Genomic DNA, 21,488 nt, shown 5'->3' with positions numbered 1-21,488 from the left:
CCATTTCGTTGCCCGACTGTCCGAGAACACCCCATGCAGCTTTCTTCGCTCACTGCGGTTTCCCCTGTTGACGGCCGCTACGCCGGCAAAACCCAGGCCCTGCGCCCAATTTTCAGCGAATACGGCCTGATCCGTGCTCGCGTGCTGGTTGAAGTGCGCTGGCTCCAGCGCCTCGCCGCTCACCCTGCCATCAGCGAAGTGCCGGCGTTCTCCGCCGAAGCCAACGCTGTGCTGAACACCCTGGCGGAAAACTTCTCTCTGGAGCACGCCGAGCGTGTCAAAGAGATCGAGCGCACCACCAACCACGACGTCAAAGCCATCGAATACCTGCTCAAAGAGCAAGCGGCCAAGCTGCCGGAACTGGCTGCTGTCAGCGAATTCATCCACTTTGCCTGCACCAGCGAGGACATCAACAACCTGTCCCACGCCCTGATGCTGCGCGAAGGCCGTGATGACGTCATGCTGCCGCTGATGCGCCAGACTGCCGAAGCCATCCGCGAACTGGCGATCCGTTTCGCTGACGTGCCGATGCTGTCGCGCACCCACGGTCAACCGGCCTCGCCGACCACCTTGGGCAAAGAACTGGCAAACGTGGTTTACCGTCTGGAGCGTCAGATCGCTCAAGTCGCTGCCGTTCCGCTGCTGGGCAAGATCAACGGCGCTGTCGGCAACTACAACGCACACCTGTCGGCCTACCCTGAGATCGATTGGGAAGCCAACGCCCGCGCCTTCATCGAAGACGAGCTGGGCCTGGGCTTCAACCCGTACACCACGCAGATCGAACCGCACGACTACATCGCCGAGCTGTTCGACGCGATCGCGCGTTTCAACACCATCCTGATCGACTTCGACCGCGACATCTGGGGCTACATCTCCCTGGGTTATTTCAAACAGCGCACCATCGCTGGCGAAATCGGTTCGTCGACCATGCCGCACAAGGTCAACCCGATCGACTTCGAAAACTCCGAAGGCAACCTGGGCATCGCCAACGCACTGTTCCAGCACCTGGCGAGCAAACTGCCGATCTCCCGCTGGCAGCGCGACCTGACCGACTCCACCGTACTGCGTAACCTCGGTGTCGGCTTCGCCCACAGCGTGATCGCGTACGAAGCCAGCCTCAAAGGCATCAGCAAACTGGAGCTCAACGCCCAGAAAATCGCTGCTGACCTCGATGCTTGCTGGGAAGTCCTGGCCGAGCCGATCCAGACCGTGATGCGTCGCTACAACATCGAAAACCCGTACGAGAAGCTGAAAGAGTTGACCCGTGGCAAGGGCATCAGCCCTGAAGCGCTGCAAACTTTCATCGACGGGCTGGACATGCCTGCCGCCGCCAAGGCCGAGCTGAAACTGCTCACCCCGGCGAACTACATCGGCAACGCTGTAGAGCAAGCCAAGCGCATCTGATCGACCGCTTTACCCGTTTGAGACGCCCGGCAGCGCCGGGCGTTTTTATTCCCGTCTGAAAAGTGCTTTTTTTCAATAGGTTACACATGAATCCTGACATTCCTCTTCAACTTCTGGGCGGCATCACGGCGCGCGAATTCCTGCGTGACTACTGGCAGAAAAAACCCCTGCTGATCCGTCAGGCGATCCCTGATTTCGAAAGCCCGATCGACGCCGACGAACTGGCCGGCCTGGCGCTGGAAGAAGAAGTTGAATCGCGCCTGATCATCGAGCACGGCGAGCGCCCTTGGGAATTGCGCCGCGGCCCGTTTGCCGAAGACGAATTCAGCAAGCTGCCGGAAACCGAATGGACCCTGCTGGTGCAAGCAGTTGACCAGTTCGTGCCGGAAGTCAGCGAACTGCTGGAACAGTTCCGCTTCCTGCCGAGCTGGCGCATCGACGACGTGATGATCAGCTTCGCTGCGCCGGGTGGCAGCGTCGGTCCGCACTTCGACAACTACGACGTGTTCCTGCTGCAAGGCCACGGCAAGCGCAACTGGAAAATCGGCCAGATGTGCAACTCCGACAGCCCGATGCTGCAACACGCGGACCTGCGCATCCTGGCTGATTTCGAAGCCACCGATGAGTGGGTGCTGGAACCGGGCGACATGCTCTACCTGCCGCCACGCCTGGCCCACTGCGGTGTGGCCGTCGATGACTGCCTGACCTACTCCGTAGGTTTCCGCGCACCGAGCGCCGCTGAAGTGCTGACCCACTTCACCGACTTCCTCAGCCAGTTCCTGACTGACGAAGAGCGTTACACCGACGCCGACGCCCTGCCTGCGGTCGATCCGCATCAGATCCAGCACGACGCCCTCGATCGCCTGAAAGCCTTGCTGGCCGAGCACATGAGCGACGAGCGCCTGCTGCTGACCTGGTTCGGCCAGTTCATGACCGAACCGCGCTACCCGGAACTGGTGGTCGGCCCTGAAGAAATCGAAGAAGACGACCTGCTTGCCAGCCTGGAGCAAGGCGCCGTACTGATCCGCAACCCGAGCGCCCGCATGGCCTGGTCCGAAGTCGATGACGACCTGCTGCTGTTCGCCAGCGGTCAGAGCCGTTATCTGCCGGGCAAACTGCGCGATCTGCTGAAGTTGATCTGCGCTGCCGATGCGCTGCACATCGACAACCTCGGCGAATGGCTGAGCGACGAAGACGGTCGCGGCTTGATTTGCGAACTGATCAAGCAAGGAAGCCTGGGGTTTGCCGATGAATAAAATTCACGTACGTGTCGCAGACTGGCAGAAGGATAACGCCGAGATCCGGCGCATTCGTGAGACGGTGTTCATCGCCGAGCAATCCGTTCCGCCCGAGCTGGAATGGGATGCAGATGACGCAACAGCGGTGCATTTCCTGGCCTTCGAAGGTGACTTTCCGATTGGCACCGCGCGCCTGCTGCCCGATGGGCATGTTGGCCGGGTTTCGGTGCTGAAAGACTGGCGCGGCTTGAAGGTTGGCGACGCGCTGATGCAAGCGGTGATCGGTGAAGCCGAGAAGCGCGGGCTGAAGCAACAAATGCTGAGCGCGCAGGTTCAGGCGACGGCGTTCTATGAACGCCTGGGCTTCAGCCTGGTCAGTGAGGAGTTCCTGGAAGCCGGGATTCCGCATGTGGACATGGTCCGGCATTCGGCTTAAAACCGCGGCGCGACCTTCGCGAGCAAGCTTCGCTCCTACAGAATCACACTGAACCTGCAGGAGCGAGGCTTGCCCGCGAAGAGGCCCGAAAGCACACCACAAAACGCCCCGCCATCTTCGGATGCCGGGGCGTTTTGCTGTCTAGGATTCAACTTGCCCCACCCTGGGCCGACAAACTGGCAATATCAACACTTTGAAGTTGGCGGAGATAACGGATATGTCCCTACGCACCCTGCTCACCACGCTGCTGCTGACCTGCAGTTTTTCGGTCATGGCGGCCACCGAGATCGTGCCGTTGAACTACCACACCAGCGCCGACATGCTGCCGATGGCGCAGGACTTTATCGGCAAGGACGGCCAGGTCAGCGCCTACGGCAACCAACTGATCGTCAATGCCGATCAGCGCAAGATCGACGAACTTAAAGCGCTTATCGCCCAACTCGACACGCAACCCAAGCGCCTGCTGATCACCGTCGACACCAACGAAAACAACTTCCAGGGCGATCAGGGTTATTCGGTGAACGGCGCCAAACCCAGCCAGACCCGAATCATCAATCGCAGCACTGAAAGTCGTGACGGCGGTATTCAGCAAGTCCAGGCCAGCGAAGGCGCACCGGCGCTGATCCAGGTCGGTCAGAGTGTGCCGCTGACCAGCACACAGATCGATTCGTATGGCGATCCCCGCAGCCAGACCGAATACCGCAACGTCACCCAGGGTTTCTATGTCACCGCCAGCATCACCGGCGACATCGTTCACCTGTCGATCAGTACCAACCGTGACCGCATGAGCCAGGAACGTCCCGATGTAGTGAACGTGCAAAGCACCGACACAACCGTCACCGGCCGCCTCGGCGAATGGATCACCCTCGCCGGCGTGAATCGCCAGACTCAGGCCGACAAACAGGGCATGACCCGCAGCTACTCGACTCAGGGCCGGGATGACATGACCCTGCGGGTGAAAGTCGATACTTTGGACTAAACCACCAAAAACTGACTGATTAGTCGTATTAGACCAAAGATGTAGTGCTCGAAAAAAAGCACTACAAAACGTTTGACGAGCCAAAAAAGCGAAGGCATGATGGCCTCGCTCCCGCTAATCAGGGGCCCTGGCAAGGGCCTTCGAGGCGATGCTCGCACCTACCCCGCGAGCCGTTTCGTGTCTGTACCGCCCACAAGGTGTGTTTGACGAGGTTGCCGACTGGAACGAAGTTGTCCCGAGGGACGGAAGCGTATTTAGGTAACCCGGCATCACACTGAAGTTCGTATAAAGGCCCACGACGCCCGAATGCGCTCGCCAGTCCGCCCTTACCTGCTCACTTCCCCTCGAGCCCATCGTTCATCCCGTCGCCAACCCCGCCGAATTCGACTTGACCGCCCAAGCTTCTGGTCTGCGAGCGCATGAATTTTCCACCGCAGAACAACTTTCCGTAAAAGACGCGACGAGGTTTATCTCCATGGCACTGACACGCGAACAGCAAATTGCAGCCCTCGAAAAAGACTGGGCTGAAAACCCACGCTGGAAAGGCGTGACACGCGCTTACTCCGCTGCTGACGTCGTCCGCCTGCGTGGCTCGGTTCAACCTGAGCACACCTTTGCAAAACTTGGCGCCGAGAAGCTCTGGAACCTGGTAACCCAGGGCGCCAAGCCGTCCTTCCGTCCTGAGAAAGATTTCGTCAACTGCATGGGCGCCCTGACCGGCGGCCAGGCTGTACAACAAGTCAAAGCCGGTATCCAGGCGATCTACCTGTCGGGCTGGCAAGTGGCTGCGGACAACAACTCCGCCGAATCGATGTACCCGGACCAGTCGCTGTACCCGGTGGACTCGGTTCCAACTGTGGTCAAGCGCATCAACAACTCGTTCCGTCGTGCTGACCAGATCCAGTGGAAAGCCGGCAAGGGCCCGGGCGACGAAGGCTACATCGACTACTTCGCACCAATCGTGGCTGACGCCGAAGCCGGTTTCGGCGGCGTACTGAACGCTTACGAGCTGATGAAGAGCATGATCGAAGCAGGCGCCGCCGGCGTTCACTTCGAAGACCAACTGGCTTCCGTGAAAAAATGCGGCCACATGGGCGGCAAGGTACTGGTTCCTACCCAGGAAGCCGTACAGAAGCTGACCGCTGCCCGTCTGGCGGCTGACGTTGCCGGTACTCCGACCATCATCCTGGCACGTACCGACGCTAACGCGGCCGACCTGCTGACTTCCGACTGCGATCCGTACGACCAGCCATTCGTGACTGGCGAACGTACCCAGGAAGGCTTCTACAAAGTGCGCGCTGGCCTGGACCAGGCAATCGCTCGCGGCCTGGCTTACGCTCCGTACGCCGACCTGATCTGGTGCGAAACCGCCAAGCCGGATCTGGACGAAGCCCGTCGCTTCGCTGAAGCGATCAAGAAGGAATACCCGGACCAACTGCTGTCGTACAACTGCTCGCCTTCCTTCAACTGGAAGAAAAACCTGGACGACGCGACCATCGCCAAGTTCCAGCGCGAACTGTCCGCCATGGGTTACAAGCACCAGTTCATCACCCTGGCCGGCATTCACAACATGTGGCACAGCATGTTCAACCTGGCGCACGACTACGCCCGCAACGACATGACTGCCTACGTGAAGCTGCAAGAGCAGGAATTCGCCGACGCCGCCAAGGGTTACACCTTCGTGGCTCACCAGCAGGAAGTGGGCACCGGCTACTTCGACGACATGACCACCGTGATCCAGGGCGGTTCCTCGTCGGTTACCGCACTGACCGGTTCGACTGAAGAAGAACAGTTCCACTGATCTGCTTCACCTGAACGAACGGCCGTTGCGGACCGAATAAAAAGCTAACCGCAACGCTGCACATCTGACGCCCCGACTGGTTCGGGGCGTTTTTTTGCGCGCAATCCAACAAACACCGCAAAACCTTGGTAGGAGCGAGCCTGCTCGCGATGAGGCCGGCACATCCAGCAAAGATGCCATCTGACAGACCACTATCGCGAGCAGGCTCACTCCTACAGAAGGACGGTGGTGATTCAGGAAAAATCCTTGATCCAGCGCAGTTTCACGATCAGAAAAACAGGGTAAAACGGTGCCGCCCGCTACTTGCAGTAACGCGCATATAAGACAACTTTCCACCCACCTACCCGTTAAACAGTTTGAAAACCGCTTCAAACAATATTGATTATCATTTAGCGCAAACTATGTTCGTTACATTCCCTACAAAACATAATTGATGAAAAGCCTGCTAATGCCCGCAACGCATGGGCTGCGGGACTTTGGAGGTGCGCTATGTCCTTATTCCTATAAATAATTTCGCTATAGGAATTTTACTTGCACGGTGTTGTGCCATAAAATCAGCGGGATTGATTGCTGCGACATATCGTCACTGCTTTGTTTCTTTTTCAAGCTCAGAGACCTTTGCTCTCTGTTAAGGATTACCAGCATGCCCGAAGCGACAGGACTCATGGCCCACAACTGGGGCTTTGCCATTTTCCTTCTGGGCGTCGTCGGCCTTTGCGCCTTCATGCTCGGCGTCTCCAGCCTCCTCGGGTCAAAAGCCTGGGGCCGCAGCAAAAACGAACCGTTCGAGTCCGGCATGCTACCTACAGGTGGCGCCCGCTTGCGGCTCTCAGCCAAATTCTATCTGGTCGCGATGCTCTTCGTGATCTTCGATATCGAAGCCCTTTTTCTCTTTGCCTGGTCTGTGTCCGTCCGCGAAAGCGGCTGGACCGGATTCGTCGAAGCTCTCGTTTTCATAGCAATTCTGTTGGCAGGCCTTGTCTACCTATTCCGAGTGGGCGCCCTTGACTGGGCTCCGGAAGCTCGTCGTAAGCGGCAAGCGAAGCTGAAACAATGAGGCTTTGGCAATGCAATACAATCTCACCAGGATCGACCCCGATGCTCCTAACGAGCAGTATCCGATTGGCGAACGGGAAACCGTTTCCGATCCGTTAGAAGATCAAGTCCACAAAAACATCTTCATGGGCAAGCTCGAAGACGTGCTTAACGGCACGATCAACTGGGGGCGCAAGAACTCCCTGTGGCCGTATAACTTCGGCCTTTCGTGCTGCTACGTGGAAATGACCACCGCCTTCACGGCGCCCCACGACATCGCGCGCTTTGGCGCCGAGGTTATCCGGGCATCGCCGCGTCAGGCGGATTTCATGGTTATCGCCGGTACCTGCTTCATCAAGATGGCGCCGATCATTCAGCGTCTCTACGAGCAAATGCTCGAACCTAAATGGGTCATCTCCATGGGTTCGTGCGCCAACTCCGGTGGCATGTACGACATCTACTCAGTCGTTCAAGGGGTGGACAAGTTCCTGCCCGTGGACGTCTACGTGCCTGGCTGCCCGCCCCGCCCTGAAGCTTTTCTGCAAGGCTTGATGCTGTTGCAGGAGTCGATTGGACAGGAGCGTCGTCCGCTTTCCTGGGTCGTAGGTGATCAAGGCGTGTATCGCGCCGAGATGCCTTCCGAGAAGGAAAAGCGCCGCGAACAGCGAATCGCAGTCACCAACCTGCGCAGCCCCGACGAAGTCTGATCCAGATCTGCTTCTTATATAGAACGAGACACTGGCTTCATTCTTTACGTTGACCGAAAGCGATAAATAACCATGACTACAGGCAGTGCTCTGTACATCCCGCCTTATAAGGCAGACGACCAGGATGTGGTCGTCGAACTGAATAACCGTTTTGGCCCCGAGGCGTTCACCGCCCAGCCTACCCGCACCGGCATGCCGGTGCTTTGGGTTGCCCGTGCCAAACTCGTCGAAGTCCTGACCTTCCTGCGCAACCTGCCCAAGCCGTACGTCATGCTCTATGACCTGCACGGCGTGGACGAGCGCCTGCGCACCAAGCGTCAAGGGCTGCCAAGCGGCGTCGACTTCACTGTGTTCTATCACCTGATGTCGATCGAACGTAATAGTGACGTGATGATCAAGGTCGCCTTGTCCGAGAGCGACCTCAGCGTGCCGACCGTGACCGGCCTTTGGCCAAACGCCAACTGGTACGAGCGTGAAGTCTGGGACATGTACGGCATCGACTTTGCCGGCCACCCGCACCTGACCCGCATCATGATGCCGCCGACCTGGGAAGGTCACCCGCTGCGCAAGGACTTCCCGGCCCGCGCCACCGAGTTCGACCCGTTCACCCTGAACCTGGCCAAGCAACAGCTTGAGGAAGAAGCCGCGCGCTTCAAGCCTGAAGACTGGGGCATGAAGCGTTCCGGAGCGAACGAGGACTACATGTTCCTCAACCTCGGTCCCAACCACCCTTCCGCGCACGGTGCGTTCCGCATCATCCTGCAGCTGGACGGTGAAGAGATCGTCGATTGCGTGCCTGACGTCGGCTACCACCACCGTGGTGCCGAGAAGATGGCCGAGCGTCAGTCCTGGCACAGCTTCATTCCGTACACCGACCGTATCGACTACCTCGGCGGCGTGATGAACAACCTGCCGTACGTGCTCTCGGTCGAAAAGCTGGCCGGCATCAAGGTGCCCGAGAAGGTCGACGTCATCCGCATCATGATGGCCGAGTTCTTCCGGATCACCAGCCACCTGCTGTTCCTGGGTACCTACATCCAGGACGTCGGCGCCATGACCCCGGTGTTCTTCACCTTCACCGACCGCCAGAAGGCGTACACGGTGATCGAAGCCATTACCGGTTTCCGTCTGCACCCGGCCTGGTACCGCATCGGCGGCGTCGCCCACGACCTGCCGCGCGGCTGGGAAAAACTGGTGAAAGACTTCGTCGAGTGGATGCCAAAGCGTCTGGACGAATACCAGAAAGCCGCACTGGACAACAGCATCCTCAAAGGCCGGACCATCGGCGTCGCTGCCTACAACACCAAAGAGGCCCTCGAATGGGGCGTCACCGGTGCAGGCCTGCGTTCGACCGGTTGCGACTTCGACCTGCGTAAAGCGCGTCCATACTCGGGCTACGAGAACTTCGAATTCGAAGTACCGCTGGCCGCCAATGGCGATGCCTACGACCGTTGCATCGTGCGCGTCGAAGAAATGCGCCAGAGCATCAAGATCATCGACCAGTGCATGCGCAACATGCCGGAAGGCCCGTACAAAGCGGATCACCCGCTGACCACGCCGCCGCCGAAAGAGCGCACGCTGCAGCACATCGAGACCCTGATCACGCACTTCCTGCAAGTTTCGTGGGGCCCGGTCATGCCGGCCAACGAATCCTTCCAGATGATCGAAGCGACCAAGGGCATCAACAGTTATTACCTGACGAGCGATGGCGGCACCATGAGCTACCGCACCCGGATTCGCACCCCAAGCTTCCCGCACCTGCAGCAGATCCCTTCGGTGATCAAAGGCAGCATGGTCGCGGACTTGATTGCGTACCTGGGTAGTATCGATTTCGTTATGGCCGACGTGGACCGCTAAGCATGAACAGCACGCTTATCCAGACAGACCGTTTCACCTTGAGTGAAACCGAGCGCTCGGCCATCGAGCACGAGCTGCATCACTACGAAGACCCGCGCGCGGCGTCGATCGAAGCCCTGAAGATCGTCCAGAAGGAACGTGGCTGGGTGCCTGACGGCGCGCTCTACGCCATCGGCGAGATCCTCGGCATCCCGGCGAGCGACGTTGAAGGCGTGGCGACTTTCTATAGCCAGATCTTCCGTCAGCCAGTCGGTCGCCACATCATTCGCGTCTGCGACAGCATGGTCTGCTACATCGGCGGCCATGAATCGGTAGTCAGCGAAATCCAGAGCAAACTCGGCATCGGCCTGGGCCAGACCACCGCCGACGGTCGTTTCACCCTGCTGCCGGTCTGCTGCCTCGGCAACTGCGACAAGGCGCCGGCGTTGATGATCGACGACGACACTTTCGGTGATGTGCAGCCTGCCGGCGTTGCCAAATTGCTCGAGGGCTACGTATGACCCTGACTTCCTTCGGTCCTGCCAACCGCATCAAGCGTTCGGCCGAGACTCACCCGCTGACCTGGCGCCTGCGTGACGACGGCGAGGCTGTCTGGCTCGACGAGTACCAGGCCAAGAACGGTTACGCGGCTGCGCGCAAGGCCTTCGCCGACATGGCTCAGGACGACATCGTCCAGACCGTGAAAGACGCCGGCCTGAAAGGTCGCGGCGGTGCAGGCTTCCCCACGGGCGTGAAGTGGGGCCTGATGCCGAAAGACGAATCCATCAACATCCGCTACCTGCTGTGCAACGCGGATGAAATGGAGCCGAACACCTGGAAAGACCGCATGCTGATGGAGCAACTGCCCCATCTGCTGATCGAAGGCATGCTGATCAGTGCCCGCGCGCTGAAAACCTACCGTGGCTACATCTTCCTGCGTGGCGAATACACCACCGCCGCCAAGCACCTCAACCGTGCCGTGGAAGAAGCCAAGGCAGCCGGCCTGCTGGGCAAGAACATCCTGGGCAGCGGCTTCGATTTCGAGCTGTTCGTCCACACCGGCGCCGGGCGTTATATCTGCGGTGAAGAAACCGCACTGATCAACTCCCTCGAAGGCCGCCGCGCCAACCCGCGCTCCAAGCCGCCCTTCCCTGCCGCCGTTGGCGTGTGGGGCAAGCCGACTTGCGTGAACAACGTTGAAACCCTGTGCAACGTCCCGGCGATCATTGCCGATGGCGTGGACTGGTACAAATCGTTGGCCCGCGAAGGCAGTGAAGACATGGGCACCAAGCTCATGGGCTTCTCCGGCAAGGTCAAGAACCCGGGCCTGTGGGAATTGCCATTCGGCGTCACCGGTCGCGAGTTGTTCGAAGACTACGCCGGCGGCATGCGCGACGGTTACAAGCTCAAGGCCTGGCAGCCAGGCGGCGCCGGTACCGGTTTCCTGTTGCCGGAACACCTGGACGCACAAATGTACGCCGGCGGCATCGCCAAAGTGGGCACCCGTATGGGTACCGGCCTGGCCATGGCGGTGGACGACAGCGTCAACATGGTTTCCCTGCTGCGCAACATGGAGCAGTTCTTCGCCCGCGAATCCTGTGGTTTCTGCACCCCTTGCCGCGATGGCTTGCCATGGAGCGTCAAGCTGCTGATGGCCATCGAGAACGGTGAAGGCCAGCCAGGCGACATCGAGACCCTGCTGGGTCTGGTCGGTTTCCTCGGCCCAGGCAAAACCTTCTGTGCTCACGCACCGGGCGCCGTGGAGCCGTTGGGCAGCGCAATCAAATACTTCCGCCATGAGTTCGAAGCCGGCATCGCGCCTGTCAGCGCCGTCGTCCCGCCTCTGGCAAGGCCGATCGTAGTCGGCGCTTAACGCTTAAAAAAGGCGAACGGTCCGTGCCGTTCGCCTTCTCGTGTGATGACGCCTTGAACGGCTGTGTTGATTCACGCGAATAACAAGATTCCATTAGCCACGCCCGCTGACACCGGGCCAACGAAGAACTTTGAACCATGGCCACTATCCACGTAGACGGCAAAGAGCTCGAAGTCGATGGGGCAGACAACCTGTTACAGGCATGTCTGTCGCTAGGCCTCGATATCCCTTATTTCTGCTGGCACCCTGCCCTTGGCAGCGTTGGCGCTTGCCGCCAGTGCGCGGTCAAGCAGTACACCGACGAGAACGACACCCGTGGTCGTATCGTCATGTCCTGCATGACCCCTGCCACCGACGGCACCTGGATCTCCATCGAAGATGAAGAGTCCAAGGCCTTCCGCGCCAGTGTTGTTGAATGGCTGATGACCAACCACCCGCACGACTGCCCGGTCTGTGAGGAAGGCGGTCACTGCCACCTGCAAGACATGACCGTGATGACCGGCCACAACGAGCGCCGTTATCGCTTCACCAAGCGTACTCACCAGAACCAGCAACTGGGCCCGTTCATTTCCCACGAAATGAACCGCTGCATCGCTTGCTACCGCTGCGTGCGCTTCTATAAGGATTACGCTGGCGGCACCGACCTTGGTGTGTTCGGCGCCCACGACAACGTGTACTTCGGTCGCGTTGAAGACGGCGTGCTGGAAAGCGAATTCTCCGGCAACCTCACCGAGGTCTGCCCGACCGGTGTGTTCACCGACAAGACTCACTCCGAGCGCTACAACCGCAAGTGGGACATGCAGTTCTCGCCGAGCATCTGCCATGGCTGCTCCAGCGGTTGCAACATCTCCCCGGGCGAGCGTTACGGCGAACTGCGTCGGATCGAAAACCGCTTCAACGGTTCGGTCAACCAGTACTTCCTGTGCGACCGTGGCCGTTTCGGCTATGGCTACGTCAACCGCGAAGACCGCCCGCGTCAGCCTCTGCTGGCCAACGGCGCCAAGCTGAGCCTCGACGAAGCGCTGGACAAAGCCGCTGACCTGCTGCGCGGTCGCAACATCGTCGGTATCGGTTCGCCGCGTGCCAGCCTCGAAAGCAACTTCGCGTTGCGCGAGCTGGTCGGCGCCGAGCACTTCTACTCCGGTATCGAAGCCGCCGAGCTGGAACGCATTCGTCTGGTCATGCAGGTGCTGAAAGACAGCCCGCTGCCGATCCCGAACATGCGCGACATCGAAGACCACGATGCGATCTTCGTCCTCGGCGAAGACCTGACCCAGACCGCCGCCCGTATGGCGCTGTCCCTGCGTCAATCGGTCAAAGGCAAGGCCGAAGACATGGCCGATGCCATGCGCGTTCAGCCTTGGCTCGACGCTGCGGTGAAGAACATTGGTCAGAACGCGCTGAACCCGCTGTTCATCGCCAGCCTGGCTGAAACCAAGCTCGACGACATCGCCGAAGAGTGCGTTCACGCCGCTCCAGACGATCTGGCGCGCATCGGTTTCGCCGTGGCTCACGCCCTCGACGCCAGCGCCCCTGCGGTTGAAGGCCTCGACGCCGAAGCCCTCCAACTGGCCAAGCGCATTGCCGACGCCCTGCTCGCGGCCAAGCGTCCATTGATCATTGCCGGCACCTCGCTGGGCTCCAAAGCATTGATCGAAGCCGCTGCGAACATCGCCAAAGCCCTGAAGCTGCGCGAGAAGAACGGCTCCATCAGCCTGATCGTGCCAGAGGCCAACAGCCTCGGCCTGGCCATGCTCGGTGGCGAATCGGTCGACGCCGCGCTGCAAGCGCTGATCGATGGCAAGGCCGACGCCATCGTCGTGCTGGAAAACGATCTGTACACCCGTACCGACAAGGCCAAGGTCGATGCTGCCCTGACCGCCGCGAAAGTGGTGATCGTTGCCGACCACCAGAAAACCGCCACCAGCGATCGCGCGCACCTGGTTCTGCCAGCCGCCAGCTTCGCTGAAGGCGACGGTACGCTGGTCAGCCAGGAAGGCCGCGCCCAGCGCTTCTTCCAGGTCTTCGATCCGAAGTACATGGACGCGAGCATCCTGGTTCACGAAGGCTGGCGCTGGCTGCATGCCCTGCGCGCTACCTTGCTGAACCAGCCGATCGATTGGACCCAACTGGACCACGTCACCGCTGCCGTCGCTGCAAGCACGCCGCAACTGAACCGCATCGTCGATGCTGCGCCGTCCGCCGCGTTCCGCATCAAGGGCATGAAGCTTGCCCGCGAACCGCTGCGTTACTCGGGTCGTACCGCCATGCGCGCCGACATCAACGTGCACGAACCGCGTACGCCGCAAGACAACGACACCGCGTTCAACTTCTCGATGGAAGGTTACTCGGGCTCGGTCGAACCGCGTCAGCAAGTGCCATTCGCCTGGTCTCCGGGCTGGAACTCGCCGCAAGCCTGGAACAAGTTCCAGGACGAAGTCGGTGGTCACATCCGCGCTGGCGACCCGGGCACCCGCCTGATCGAAAGCACCGGTGATTCGCTGAACTGGTTCTCGGCTGTTCCGCGTGCCTTCAACCCGGCGCCGGGCACCTGGCAGGTCGTGCCGTTCTTCCACCTGCTCGGCAGCGAAGAGAACTCTTCGAAAGCCGCACCGGTTCAGGAACGCATCCCGGCCGCCTACGTCGCTTTGGCCAAGTCCGAAGCGGATCGCCTGGGTGTCAATGACGGTGCCCTGCTGAGCTTGAACGTTGCCGGCCAGACCCTGCGTCTGCCGCTGCGCATCAACGAAGAGCTGGGTGCTGGCCTGGTCGCATTGCCGGCCGGTATCGCGGGCATTCCGCCAGCGATCTTTGGCAAATCCGTTGACGGTCTGCAGGAGGCAGCTCAATGACCTGGTTCACGCCTGAAGTGATTGACGTGATCATCGCGGTCCTCAAGGCCATCGTGATTCTGCTCGCCGTGGTGGTGTGCGGCGCGCTGCTGAGCTGGGTCGAGCGTCGTCTGCTCGCCCTCTGGCAGGACCGTTACGGTCCGAACCGCGTCGGCCCGTTCGGCGCGTTCCAGATCGCGGCCGACATGATCAAGATGTTCTTCAAGGAAGACTGGACCCCGCCGTTCGCCGACAAGATGATCTTCACCCTGGCACCGGTAGTCGCCATGAGCGCCCTGCTGATTGCCTTCGCGATCATCCCGATCACCCCGACCTGGGGCGTGGCGGACATCAACATCGGCATCCTGTTCTTCTTCGCCATGGCCGGTCTGTCGGTCTACGCGGTGTTGTTCGCCGGCTGGTCGAGTAACAACAAGTTCGCCCTGCTGGGCAGCTTGCGGGCCTCGGCACAGACTGTGTCGTACGAAGTGTTCATGGGCCTGTCGCTGATGGGCATCGTGATCCAGGTCGGCTCGTTCAACATGCGCGACATCGTTGAATACCAAGCGCAGAACCTGTGGTTCATCATTCCGCAGATCTTCGGTTTCCTGACCTTCTTCATCGCCGGCGTCGCCGTGACTCACCGTCACCCGTTCGACCAGCCGGAAGCTGAGCAGGAACTGGCTGACGGTTACCACATTGAATACGCCGGCATGAAATGGGGCATGTTCTTCGTCGGCGAGTACATCGGCATCGTGTTGATTTCGGCGCTGCTGGTGACCTTGTTCTTCGGTGGCTGGCACGGTCCGTTCAACATTCTGCCGCAGATCCCGTTCATCTGGTTTGCGCTGAAAACCGCGTTCTTCATCATGATCTTCATCCTGTTGCGCGCCTCGATTCCGCGCCCACGGTATGACCAAGTGATGGACTTCAGCTGGAAGTTCTGCCTGCCGCTGACCCTCGTCAACATGCTGGTGACCGCTGCGATCGTGTTGCTCAACACGCCCGCCGTCGCGGCTCAGTGAGGATAGAGAATCATGAAGTACATATTTGACATCGTGCATGGCTTCTTCACCCAGCTTCGCAGCCTGGTGATGATTTTCGGCCACGCCTTCCGCAAGCGCGACACGCTGCAGTACCCGGAAGAACCGGTCTACCTGCCGCCGCGCTACCGTGGCCGTATCGTCCTGACCCGCGACCCTGATGGCGAAGAGCGTTGTGTAGCCTGCAACCTGTGCGCCGTGGCGTGCCCGGTCGGGTGCATCTCGCTGCAGAAAGCTGAAACCGAAGACGGTCGCTGGTACCCGGACTTCTTCCGCATCAACTTCTCGCGCTGCATTTTCTGCGGCCTCTGCGAGGAAGCCTGCCCGACCACCGCGATCCAGCTGACACCGGATTTCGAGATGGCCGAGTTCAAACGTCAGGACCTGGTTTACGAGAAAGAAGATCTGCTGATCTCCGGCCCCGGCAAAAACCCTGATTACAACTTCTATCGTGTTGCAGGTATGGCGATTGCCGGGAAGCCGAAAGGCTCCGCGCAGAATGAAGCCGAACCGATCAACGTGAAGAGCTTGCTGCCTTAAGGAAGAAAGATGGAATTCGCTTTCTATTTCGCATCGGGTATCGCTGTGGTGTCCACGCTTCGCGTGATCACCCACACTAACCCTGTGCACGCCCTGCTCTACCTGATCATTTCGCTGATCGCCGTGGCCATGACGTTCTTCGCCCTCGGCGCACCGTTTGCCGGTGTTCTGGAAGTGATCGCCTACGCTGGCGCCATCATGGTGCTGTTCGTGTTCGTGGTGATGATGCTGAACCTGGGGCCCGCCTCGGTTCAGCAAGAGCGCGTCTGGCTCAAGCCCGGCATCTGGCTCGGCCCGGTGATTCTCGGCGCCCTGCTGCTGGCTGAACTGCTGTACGTGCTGTTCAGCCACCAGAGCGGCCAGGCCATCGGCCACACCACCGTAGACGCCAAGGCCGTGGGCATCAGCCTGTTCGGTCCGTACCTGCTGGTGGTCGAACTCGCCTCGATGCTGCTGCTTGCCGCAGCCGTGACGGCGTTCCACTTGGGCCGTAACGAAGCCAAGGAGCAATGACGATGCCTGCTATCCCTTTGGAGCATGGTCTGGCGGTCGCCGGCATCCTGTTCTGCCTCGGTCTGGTCGGCCTGATGGTCCGCCGCAACATTCTCTTCGTGCTGATGAGCCTGGAGGTCATGATGAATGCCTCCGCTTTGGCGTTCATCGTTGCCGGTAGCCGCTGGGCGCAGCCGGATGGACAGATCATGTTCATCCTGGTGATCAGCCTGGCAGCCGCCGAGGCCAGTATCGGCCTGGCGATCCTGCTGCAACTGTATCGCCGCTTCCACACGCTCGATATCGACGCTGCCAGTGAGATGCGCGGATGAATCTTCTCTATCTGACTTTCGTATTCCCTCTCATAGGTTTCCTGCTGCTGTCGTTCTCCCGTGGACGCCTCTCGGAAAACCTGTCGGCGCTGATCGGCGTCGGTTCCATCGGCCTGTCTGCCATCGTCACCGCTTACGTGATCTGGCAATTCAACGTCGCGCCACCTGAAGGCGGTCACTACACCCTGGTGTTGTGGCAGTGGATGGCGGTGGAAGGCTTCACGCCGAACTTCGCGCTGTACCTGGATGGTCTGTCCCTGACCATGCTCGGTGTCGTGGTCGGCGTCGGCTTCCTGATCCATCTGTTCGCGTCGTGGTACATGCGCGGTGAAGCCGGTTACTCGCGTTTCTTCGCCTACACCAACCTGTTTATCGCCAGCATGCTGTTCCTGGTCCTGGGCGATAACCTGTTGTTCCTGTACTTCGGCTGGGAAGGCGTGGGCCTGTGCTCGTACCTGTTGATCGGTTTCTACTACAGCAACCGCAACAACGGTAACGCGGCACTCAAAGCCTTTATCGTGACCCGCATCGGCGACGTGTTCATGGCCATCGGCCTGTTCATCCTGTTCGCCCAACTGGGTACGCTGAACGTCCAGGAACTGCTGGTGCTGGCACCGCAGAAATTCCAGGCCGGCGACTTCTGGATGGTCATGGCCACCCTGATGCTGCTGGGCGGCGCTGTCGGTAAATCCGCGCAACTGCCGCTGCAAACCTGGCTGGCGGATGCGATGGCCGGTCCTACTCCGGTTTCGGCACTGATCCACGCCGCGACCATGGTGACCGCCGGTGTCTACCTGATCGCCCGTACCCACGGCCTGTTCACCCTGGCGCCGGAAATCCTGCACCTGGTGGGCATTGTCGGCGGCGTGACTCTGGTTCTAGCCGGTTTCGCTGCACTGGTTCAGACCGACATCAAACGTATCCTCGCCTACTCGACCATGAGCCAGATCGGCTACATGTTCCTGGCGCTGGGCGTTGGCGCATGGGATGGCGCGATTTTCCACCTGATGACCCACGCCTTCTTCAAGGCGCTGCTGTTCCTTGCGTCCGGTGCGGTGATCGTTGCCTGCCACCACGAGCAGAACATCTTCAAGATGGGCGGCCTGTGGAAGAAACTGCCACTGGCCTACGCCAGCTTCATCGTCGGCGGCGCGGCCCTGGCGGCCCTGCCACTGGTGACCGCAGGCTTCTACTCCAAGGACGAAATCCTTTGGGAAGCGTTTGCCAGCGGCAACCACGGTCTGCTGTACGCAGGTCTGGTCGGTGCGTTCATGACTTCGCTGTACACCTTCCGCCTGATCTTCATCGCGTTCCACGGTGAAGTGAAGACCGAAGCGCACGCCGGTCACGGCATCGCTCACTGGCTGCCACTGTCGGTGCTGATCGTATTGTCCACCGCCATTGGCGCGATGATCGTTCCGCCACTGCACGGTGTGCTGCCGGAAAGCGTTGGCCACGCCGGCGGCGAAGCCAAGCACAGTCTGGAAATCGCCTCGGGCGCCATCGCCCTGGCCGGTATCCTGCTGGCCGCGTTGCTGTTCCTCGGCAAGCGTCGTTTCGTTACTGCAATCGCCAACAGCGGCATCGGCCGCTTCCTTTCGGCCTGGTGGTTCGCTGCCTGGGGCTTCGACTGGATCTACGACAAACTGTTCGTCAAGCCATACCTGGCGATCAGCCATGTACTGCGCAAAGACCCGCTCGACCAGACCATCGGTCTGATCCCGCGTATGGCCAAAGGCGGTCACACCGCCCTGAGCCGTACCGAAACCGGTCAACTGCGTTGGTACGCGGCATCGATGGCAGCCGGCTCCGTGCTGGTCATCGGCGCCATCGTGCTGGTAGCGGTCTGAATATGAACCTTGCGAACTTGCGAAAGGAATTGAGCCCGTCATGATTCTGCCTTGGCTAATCCTGATCCCCTTCATCGGCGGCCTGCTGTGCTGGATGGGTGAGCGCTTCGGCGCCACCCTCCCCCGCTGGATTGCGCTGATCACCATGTCCCTGTTGCTCTCCCTCGGCCTCTGGCTGTGGGCCACCGGTGACTATTCATTTGCCCCGGCGCCTGGCGCCGACCCGACCTGGGCGCTTGAGTTCAAGCACATCTGGATCGAGCGCTTCGGCATCAGCGTGCACCTGGCCCTCGACGGCCTGTCGCTGCTGATGATCATGCTGACCGGTCTGCTGGGTGTGCTTTCGGTACTCTGCTCGTGGAAAGAGATTCAACGTCACGTTGGCTTCTTCCACCTGAACCTGATGTGGATCCTGGGCGGTGTCGTCGGCGTGTTCCTCGCCCTCGACCTGTTCATGTTCTTCTTCTTCTGGGAAATGATGCTGGTGCCGATGTACTTCCTCATCGCGCTCTGGGGTCACAGTTCTTCGGACGGCAAGAAAACCCGGATCTACGCGGCGACCAAGTTCTTCATCTTCACTCAGGCTTCCGGCCTGATCATGTTGGTGGCGATCCTGGGTCTGGTACTGGTCAACTTCAACGACACCGGCGTGATTACTTTCAACTACGCCGATCTGTTGAAAACCAAGATGTCGCTGACCACCGAGTACATCCTGATGCTCGGCTTCTTCATCGCCTTCGCGGTCAAGCTGCCAGTCGTACCGTTCCACTCCTGGTTGCCTGATGCTCACGCCCAGGCGCCGACCGCAGGTTCCGTCGACCTGGCCGGTATCTTGCTGAAAACCGCTGCGTACGGTCTCCTGCGTTTCGCCCTGCCGCTGTTCCCGAATGCGTCGGCCGAGTTTGCGCCGATCGCCATGACCCTCGGTCTGATCGGGATTTTCTACGGCGCGTTCCTGGCTTTCGCACAAACCGACATCAAGCGTCTGATCGCCTTCTCGTCCGTTTCCCACATGGGCTTCGTACTGATCGGCATCTACTCCGGCAGCCAACTGGCGCTGCAAGGCGCGGTGATGCAGATGCTGGCGCACGGTCTGTCGGCCGCGGCACTCTTTATCCTGAGCGGTCAGTTGTACGAGCGCACCCACACCCGCGACATGCGTGAAATGGGTGGCCTGTGGTCGAAGATCGCTTACCTGCCGGCCCTCAGCCTGTTCTTCGCTGCCGCGTCGCTGGGCTTGCCGGGCACCGGTAACTTTGTCGGTGAGTTCCTGATCCTGATCGGCACCTTCCCTGCTGCGCCTTTGGTCACCATCATCGCGACGTCTGGCCTGGTGTTCGGTTCGGTCTACTCGCTGATCATGATCCACCGTGCGTACTTCGGTCCGGCCAAATCGGACGCGGTACTGCATGGCATGGACGGTCGCGAGCTGATCATGGTGGTCGGTCTGGCGGCACTGCTGATCTACATCGGCGTGTACCCGCAACCGTTCCTCGATACCTCTGCTGCGACGATGCATGGCGTGCAGCAATGGCTCGGCACCGCCTTCACTCAACTCGCTTCGGCCCGGTAAGAGCGCTATGGAATTCACGACTCAACACTTTATCGCGCTAGCGCCGTTGTTGATCACCAGCGCCACGATCATCGTGGTGATGCTGGCGATTGCCTGGCGCCGCAACCACTCGCAGACCTTCCTGATTTCCGTGGCGGGCCTGAACCTGGCGTTGCTGTCGATCCTGCCAGCCTTGAAAGTCGCGCCATTGGCCGTGACCCCACTGCTGCAGATCGATAGCTTTGCCTGCTTGTACATGGCGCTGATCCTGGTCGCCACCCTGGCCTGTGTGACCCTCGCCCACGCCTACCTCGGCGATGGCGGTTCGGGTTACCCGGGCAACCGCGAAGAACTGTACCTGCTGATCCTGATGGCCGCCGCCGGTGGCCTGGTTCTGGTCAGCGCGCAGCACTTGGCCGGGTTGTTCATCGGTCTGGAACTGCTCTCGGTGCCGGTCTACGGTCTGGTGGCCTACGCCTTCTTCAACAAGCGTTCGCTGGAAGCCGGTATCAAGTACATGGTGCTGTCGGCCGCCGGTTCCGCGTTCCTGTTGTTCGGTATGGCCCTGCTCTATGCCGACTCCGGCAGCCTGAGCTTTGTCGGTATCGGCCAGGCCCTCGCGGCCACCGGTCTGCCAAGCTCCCTGGCGCAGTTGGGCCTGGGCATGATGCTGATCGGCCTGGCGTTCAAACTGTCGCTGGTACCGTTCCACCTCTGGACTCCAGACGTTTACGAAGGTGCTCCGGCACCGGTGGCGGCGTTCCTGGCGACCGCTTCCAAAGTTGCTGTGTTCGCAGTGATGGTGCGTCTGTTCCAGATCTCGCCAGCGGCGAGCAGTGGTGTACTCAGCGACGTGCTGACCATCATCGCCATTGCCTCGATCCTGTTCGGTAACCTGCTGGCCCTGACCCAAAGCAACCTCAAGCGTCTGCTGGGTTACTCGTCCATCGCGCACTTCGGCTACCTGCTGATCGCCCTGGTGGCGAGCAAGGGTCTGGCCGTGGAAGCCATCGGCGTATACCTGGTCACCTACGTGATCACCAGCCTCGGTGCCTTCGGCGTGATCACCCTGATGTCCTCGCCGTACAACGGCCGTGACGCGGATGCCCTGTACGAGTACCGCGGCCTGTTCTGGCGCCGTCCGTACCTGACCGCCGTACTGACCGTGATGATGCTGTCCCTGGCCGGCATCCCGCTGACCGCGGGCTTCATCGGCAAGTTCTACATCATTGCCACCGGTGTCGAGTCGCACCAATGGTGGCTGGTCGGTTCCCTGGTACTGGGCAGCGCCATCGGCGTCTTCTACTACCTGCGCGTCATGGTCACCCTGTACCTGATGGAGCCAAACCTGCGTCGCCACGATGCGCAACTGCATTGGGAACAACGTGCAGGCGGCGTGATGCTGCTGGCCATCGCCGTACTGGCGTTCTTCCTCGGGCTGTATCCGCAGCCGTTGCTGGTCCTGGTTCAACAGGCTGGTCTGGCGGGTTGATCGCTTAGCGGTAGATCGTAGAAAACAGAAACGGCACCTTCGGGTGC

General features: G+C 60.2%; 18 protein-coding genes. All 18 read left to right on the top strand.

Annotation, left to right across the window (positions count from 1 at the left end):
• Positions 1–33: 33 nt before the first annotated feature.
• The 18 genes from purB (at position 34) to nuoN (ending at position 21,441) form a co-directional block, all read left to right on the top strand.
• Entirely contained in the window at positions 34–1,404 is a 1,371-nt protein-coding gene (gene purB / locus ACYZUC_RS30850; protein WP_008032719.1) for an adenylosuccinate lyase, read from the top strand.
• Between the two features lie 86 nt (positions 1,405–1,490).
• A complete protein-coding gene (locus ACYZUC_RS30845; protein ID WP_008041240.1) occupies positions 1,491–2,660 on the top strand; it encodes a ribosomal protein uL16 3-hydroxylase in 1,170 nt (389 codons plus the stop codon).
• A complete protein-coding gene (locus ACYZUC_RS30840; protein WP_017339601.1) occupies positions 2,653–3,078 on the top strand; it encodes a GNAT family N-acetyltransferase in 426 nt (141 codons plus the stop codon). Before ACYZUC_RS30845 ends, ACYZUC_RS30840 begins: the two co-directional genes overlap by 8 nt.
• A 217-nt stretch (positions 3,079–3,295) precedes the next feature.
• On the top strand, positions 3,296–4,057 hold the full coding sequence (locus ACYZUC_RS30835) for a secretin N-terminal domain-containing protein (protein WP_461992476.1): 762 nt from the start codon (positions 3,296–3,298) through the stop codon (positions 4,055–4,057).
• 475 nt (positions 4,058–4,532) lie between these two features.
• Positions 4,533–5,858 (top strand): isocitrate lyase, encoded by a 1,326-nt coding sequence (aceA, locus tag ACYZUC_RS30830; RefSeq protein WP_008032724.1) that lies wholly within the window; start codon positions 4,533–4,535, stop codon positions 5,856–5,858.
• A 643-nt stretch (positions 5,859–6,501) separates the two neighbouring features.
• Positions 6,502–6,915: an NADH-quinone oxidoreductase subunit A gene (locus ACYZUC_RS30825; RefSeq protein WP_003223812.1), complete on the top strand. Its 414-nt coding sequence runs from the start codon at positions 6,502–6,504 to the stop codon at positions 6,913–6,915.
• Positions 6,916–6,925: 10 nt separating this feature from the next.
• A complete protein-coding gene (locus ACYZUC_RS30820; RefSeq protein ID WP_007946424.1) occupies positions 6,926–7,600 on the top strand; it encodes a NuoB/complex I 20 kDa subunit family protein in 675 nt (224 codons plus the stop codon).
• Between the two features lie 72 nt (positions 7,601–7,672).
• Positions 7,673–9,457 carry an NADH-quinone oxidoreductase subunit C/D gene (gene nuoC, locus ACYZUC_RS30815; protein WP_461992473.1) on the top strand — a complete coding sequence of 595 codons (1,785 nt, stop codon included), beginning with the start codon at positions 7,673–7,675 and terminating at the stop codon, positions 9,455–9,457.
• A gap of 2 nt (positions 9,458–9,459) precedes the next feature.
• On the top strand, positions 9,460–9,957 hold the full coding sequence (nuoE, locus tag ACYZUC_RS30810) for an NADH-quinone oxidoreductase subunit NuoE (RefSeq protein WP_008020715.1): 498 nt from the start codon (positions 9,460–9,462) through the stop codon (positions 9,955–9,957).
• Positions 9,954–11,309, top strand: coding sequence for an NADH-quinone oxidoreductase subunit NuoF (gene nuoF / locus ACYZUC_RS30805; RefSeq protein WP_008032727.1), 1,356 nt, complete (start codon positions 9,954–9,956; stop codon positions 11,307–11,309). Before nuoE ends, nuoF begins: the two co-directional genes overlap by 4 nt.
• Before the next feature lie 137 nt (positions 11,310–11,446).
• Positions 11,447–14,161: an NADH-quinone oxidoreductase subunit NuoG gene (gene nuoG, locus ACYZUC_RS30800; protein ID WP_461992470.1), complete on the top strand. Its 2,715-nt coding sequence runs from the start codon at positions 11,447–11,449 to the stop codon at positions 14,159–14,161.
• Positions 14,158–15,165, top strand: coding sequence for an NADH-quinone oxidoreductase subunit NuoH (nuoH, locus tag ACYZUC_RS30795; RefSeq protein WP_008032732.1), 1,008 nt, complete (start codon positions 14,158–14,160; stop codon positions 15,163–15,165). The genes nuoG and nuoH overlap by 4 nt, the downstream gene beginning before the upstream one ends.
• 12 nt (positions 15,166–15,177) lie before the next feature.
• Positions 15,178–15,723 (top strand): NADH-quinone oxidoreductase subunit NuoI, encoded by a 546-nt coding sequence (gene nuoI / locus ACYZUC_RS30790; protein ID WP_008032736.1) that lies wholly within the window; start codon positions 15,178–15,180, stop codon positions 15,721–15,723.
• Between the two features lie 9 nt (positions 15,724–15,732).
• Positions 15,733–16,236, top strand: a complete 504-nt coding sequence (gene nuoJ, locus ACYZUC_RS30785; RefSeq protein ID WP_262172360.1) for an NADH-quinone oxidoreductase subunit J — start codon at positions 15,733–15,735, stop codon at positions 16,234–16,236.
• Positions 16,237–16,238: 2 nt separating this feature from the next.
• Complete coding sequence (nuoK, locus tag ACYZUC_RS30780) at positions 16,239–16,547, top strand: NADH-quinone oxidoreductase subunit NuoK (RefSeq protein ID WP_007940879.1); 309 nt, start codon at positions 16,239–16,241, stop codon at positions 16,545–16,547.
• Entirely contained in the window at positions 16,544–18,397 is a 1,854-nt protein-coding gene (gene nuoL, locus ACYZUC_RS30775) for an NADH-quinone oxidoreductase subunit L (protein ID WP_461992467.1), read from the top strand. Before nuoK ends, nuoL begins: the two co-directional genes overlap by 4 nt.
• A gap of 40 nt (positions 18,398–18,437) precedes the next feature.
• The gene (nuoM, locus tag ACYZUC_RS30770; RefSeq protein WP_008032746.1) at positions 18,438–19,970 is read left to right on the top strand and encodes an NADH-quinone oxidoreductase subunit M; all 1,533 of its coding nucleotides are present in this window, start codon (positions 18,438–18,440) and stop codon (positions 19,968–19,970) included.
• A gap of 7 nt (positions 19,971–19,977) precedes the next feature.
• Complete coding sequence (gene nuoN / locus ACYZUC_RS30765) at positions 19,978–21,441, top strand: NADH-quinone oxidoreductase subunit NuoN (RefSeq protein ID WP_461992465.1); 1,464 nt, start codon at positions 19,978–19,980, stop codon at positions 21,439–21,441.
• Positions 21,442–21,488: the final 47 nt, after the last annotated feature.

The sequence above is a fragment of the Pseudomonas sp. GT1P32 genome (genome assembly GCF_054897805.1).
This window is presented reverse-complemented; position numbering and strand designations above follow the sequence as displayed.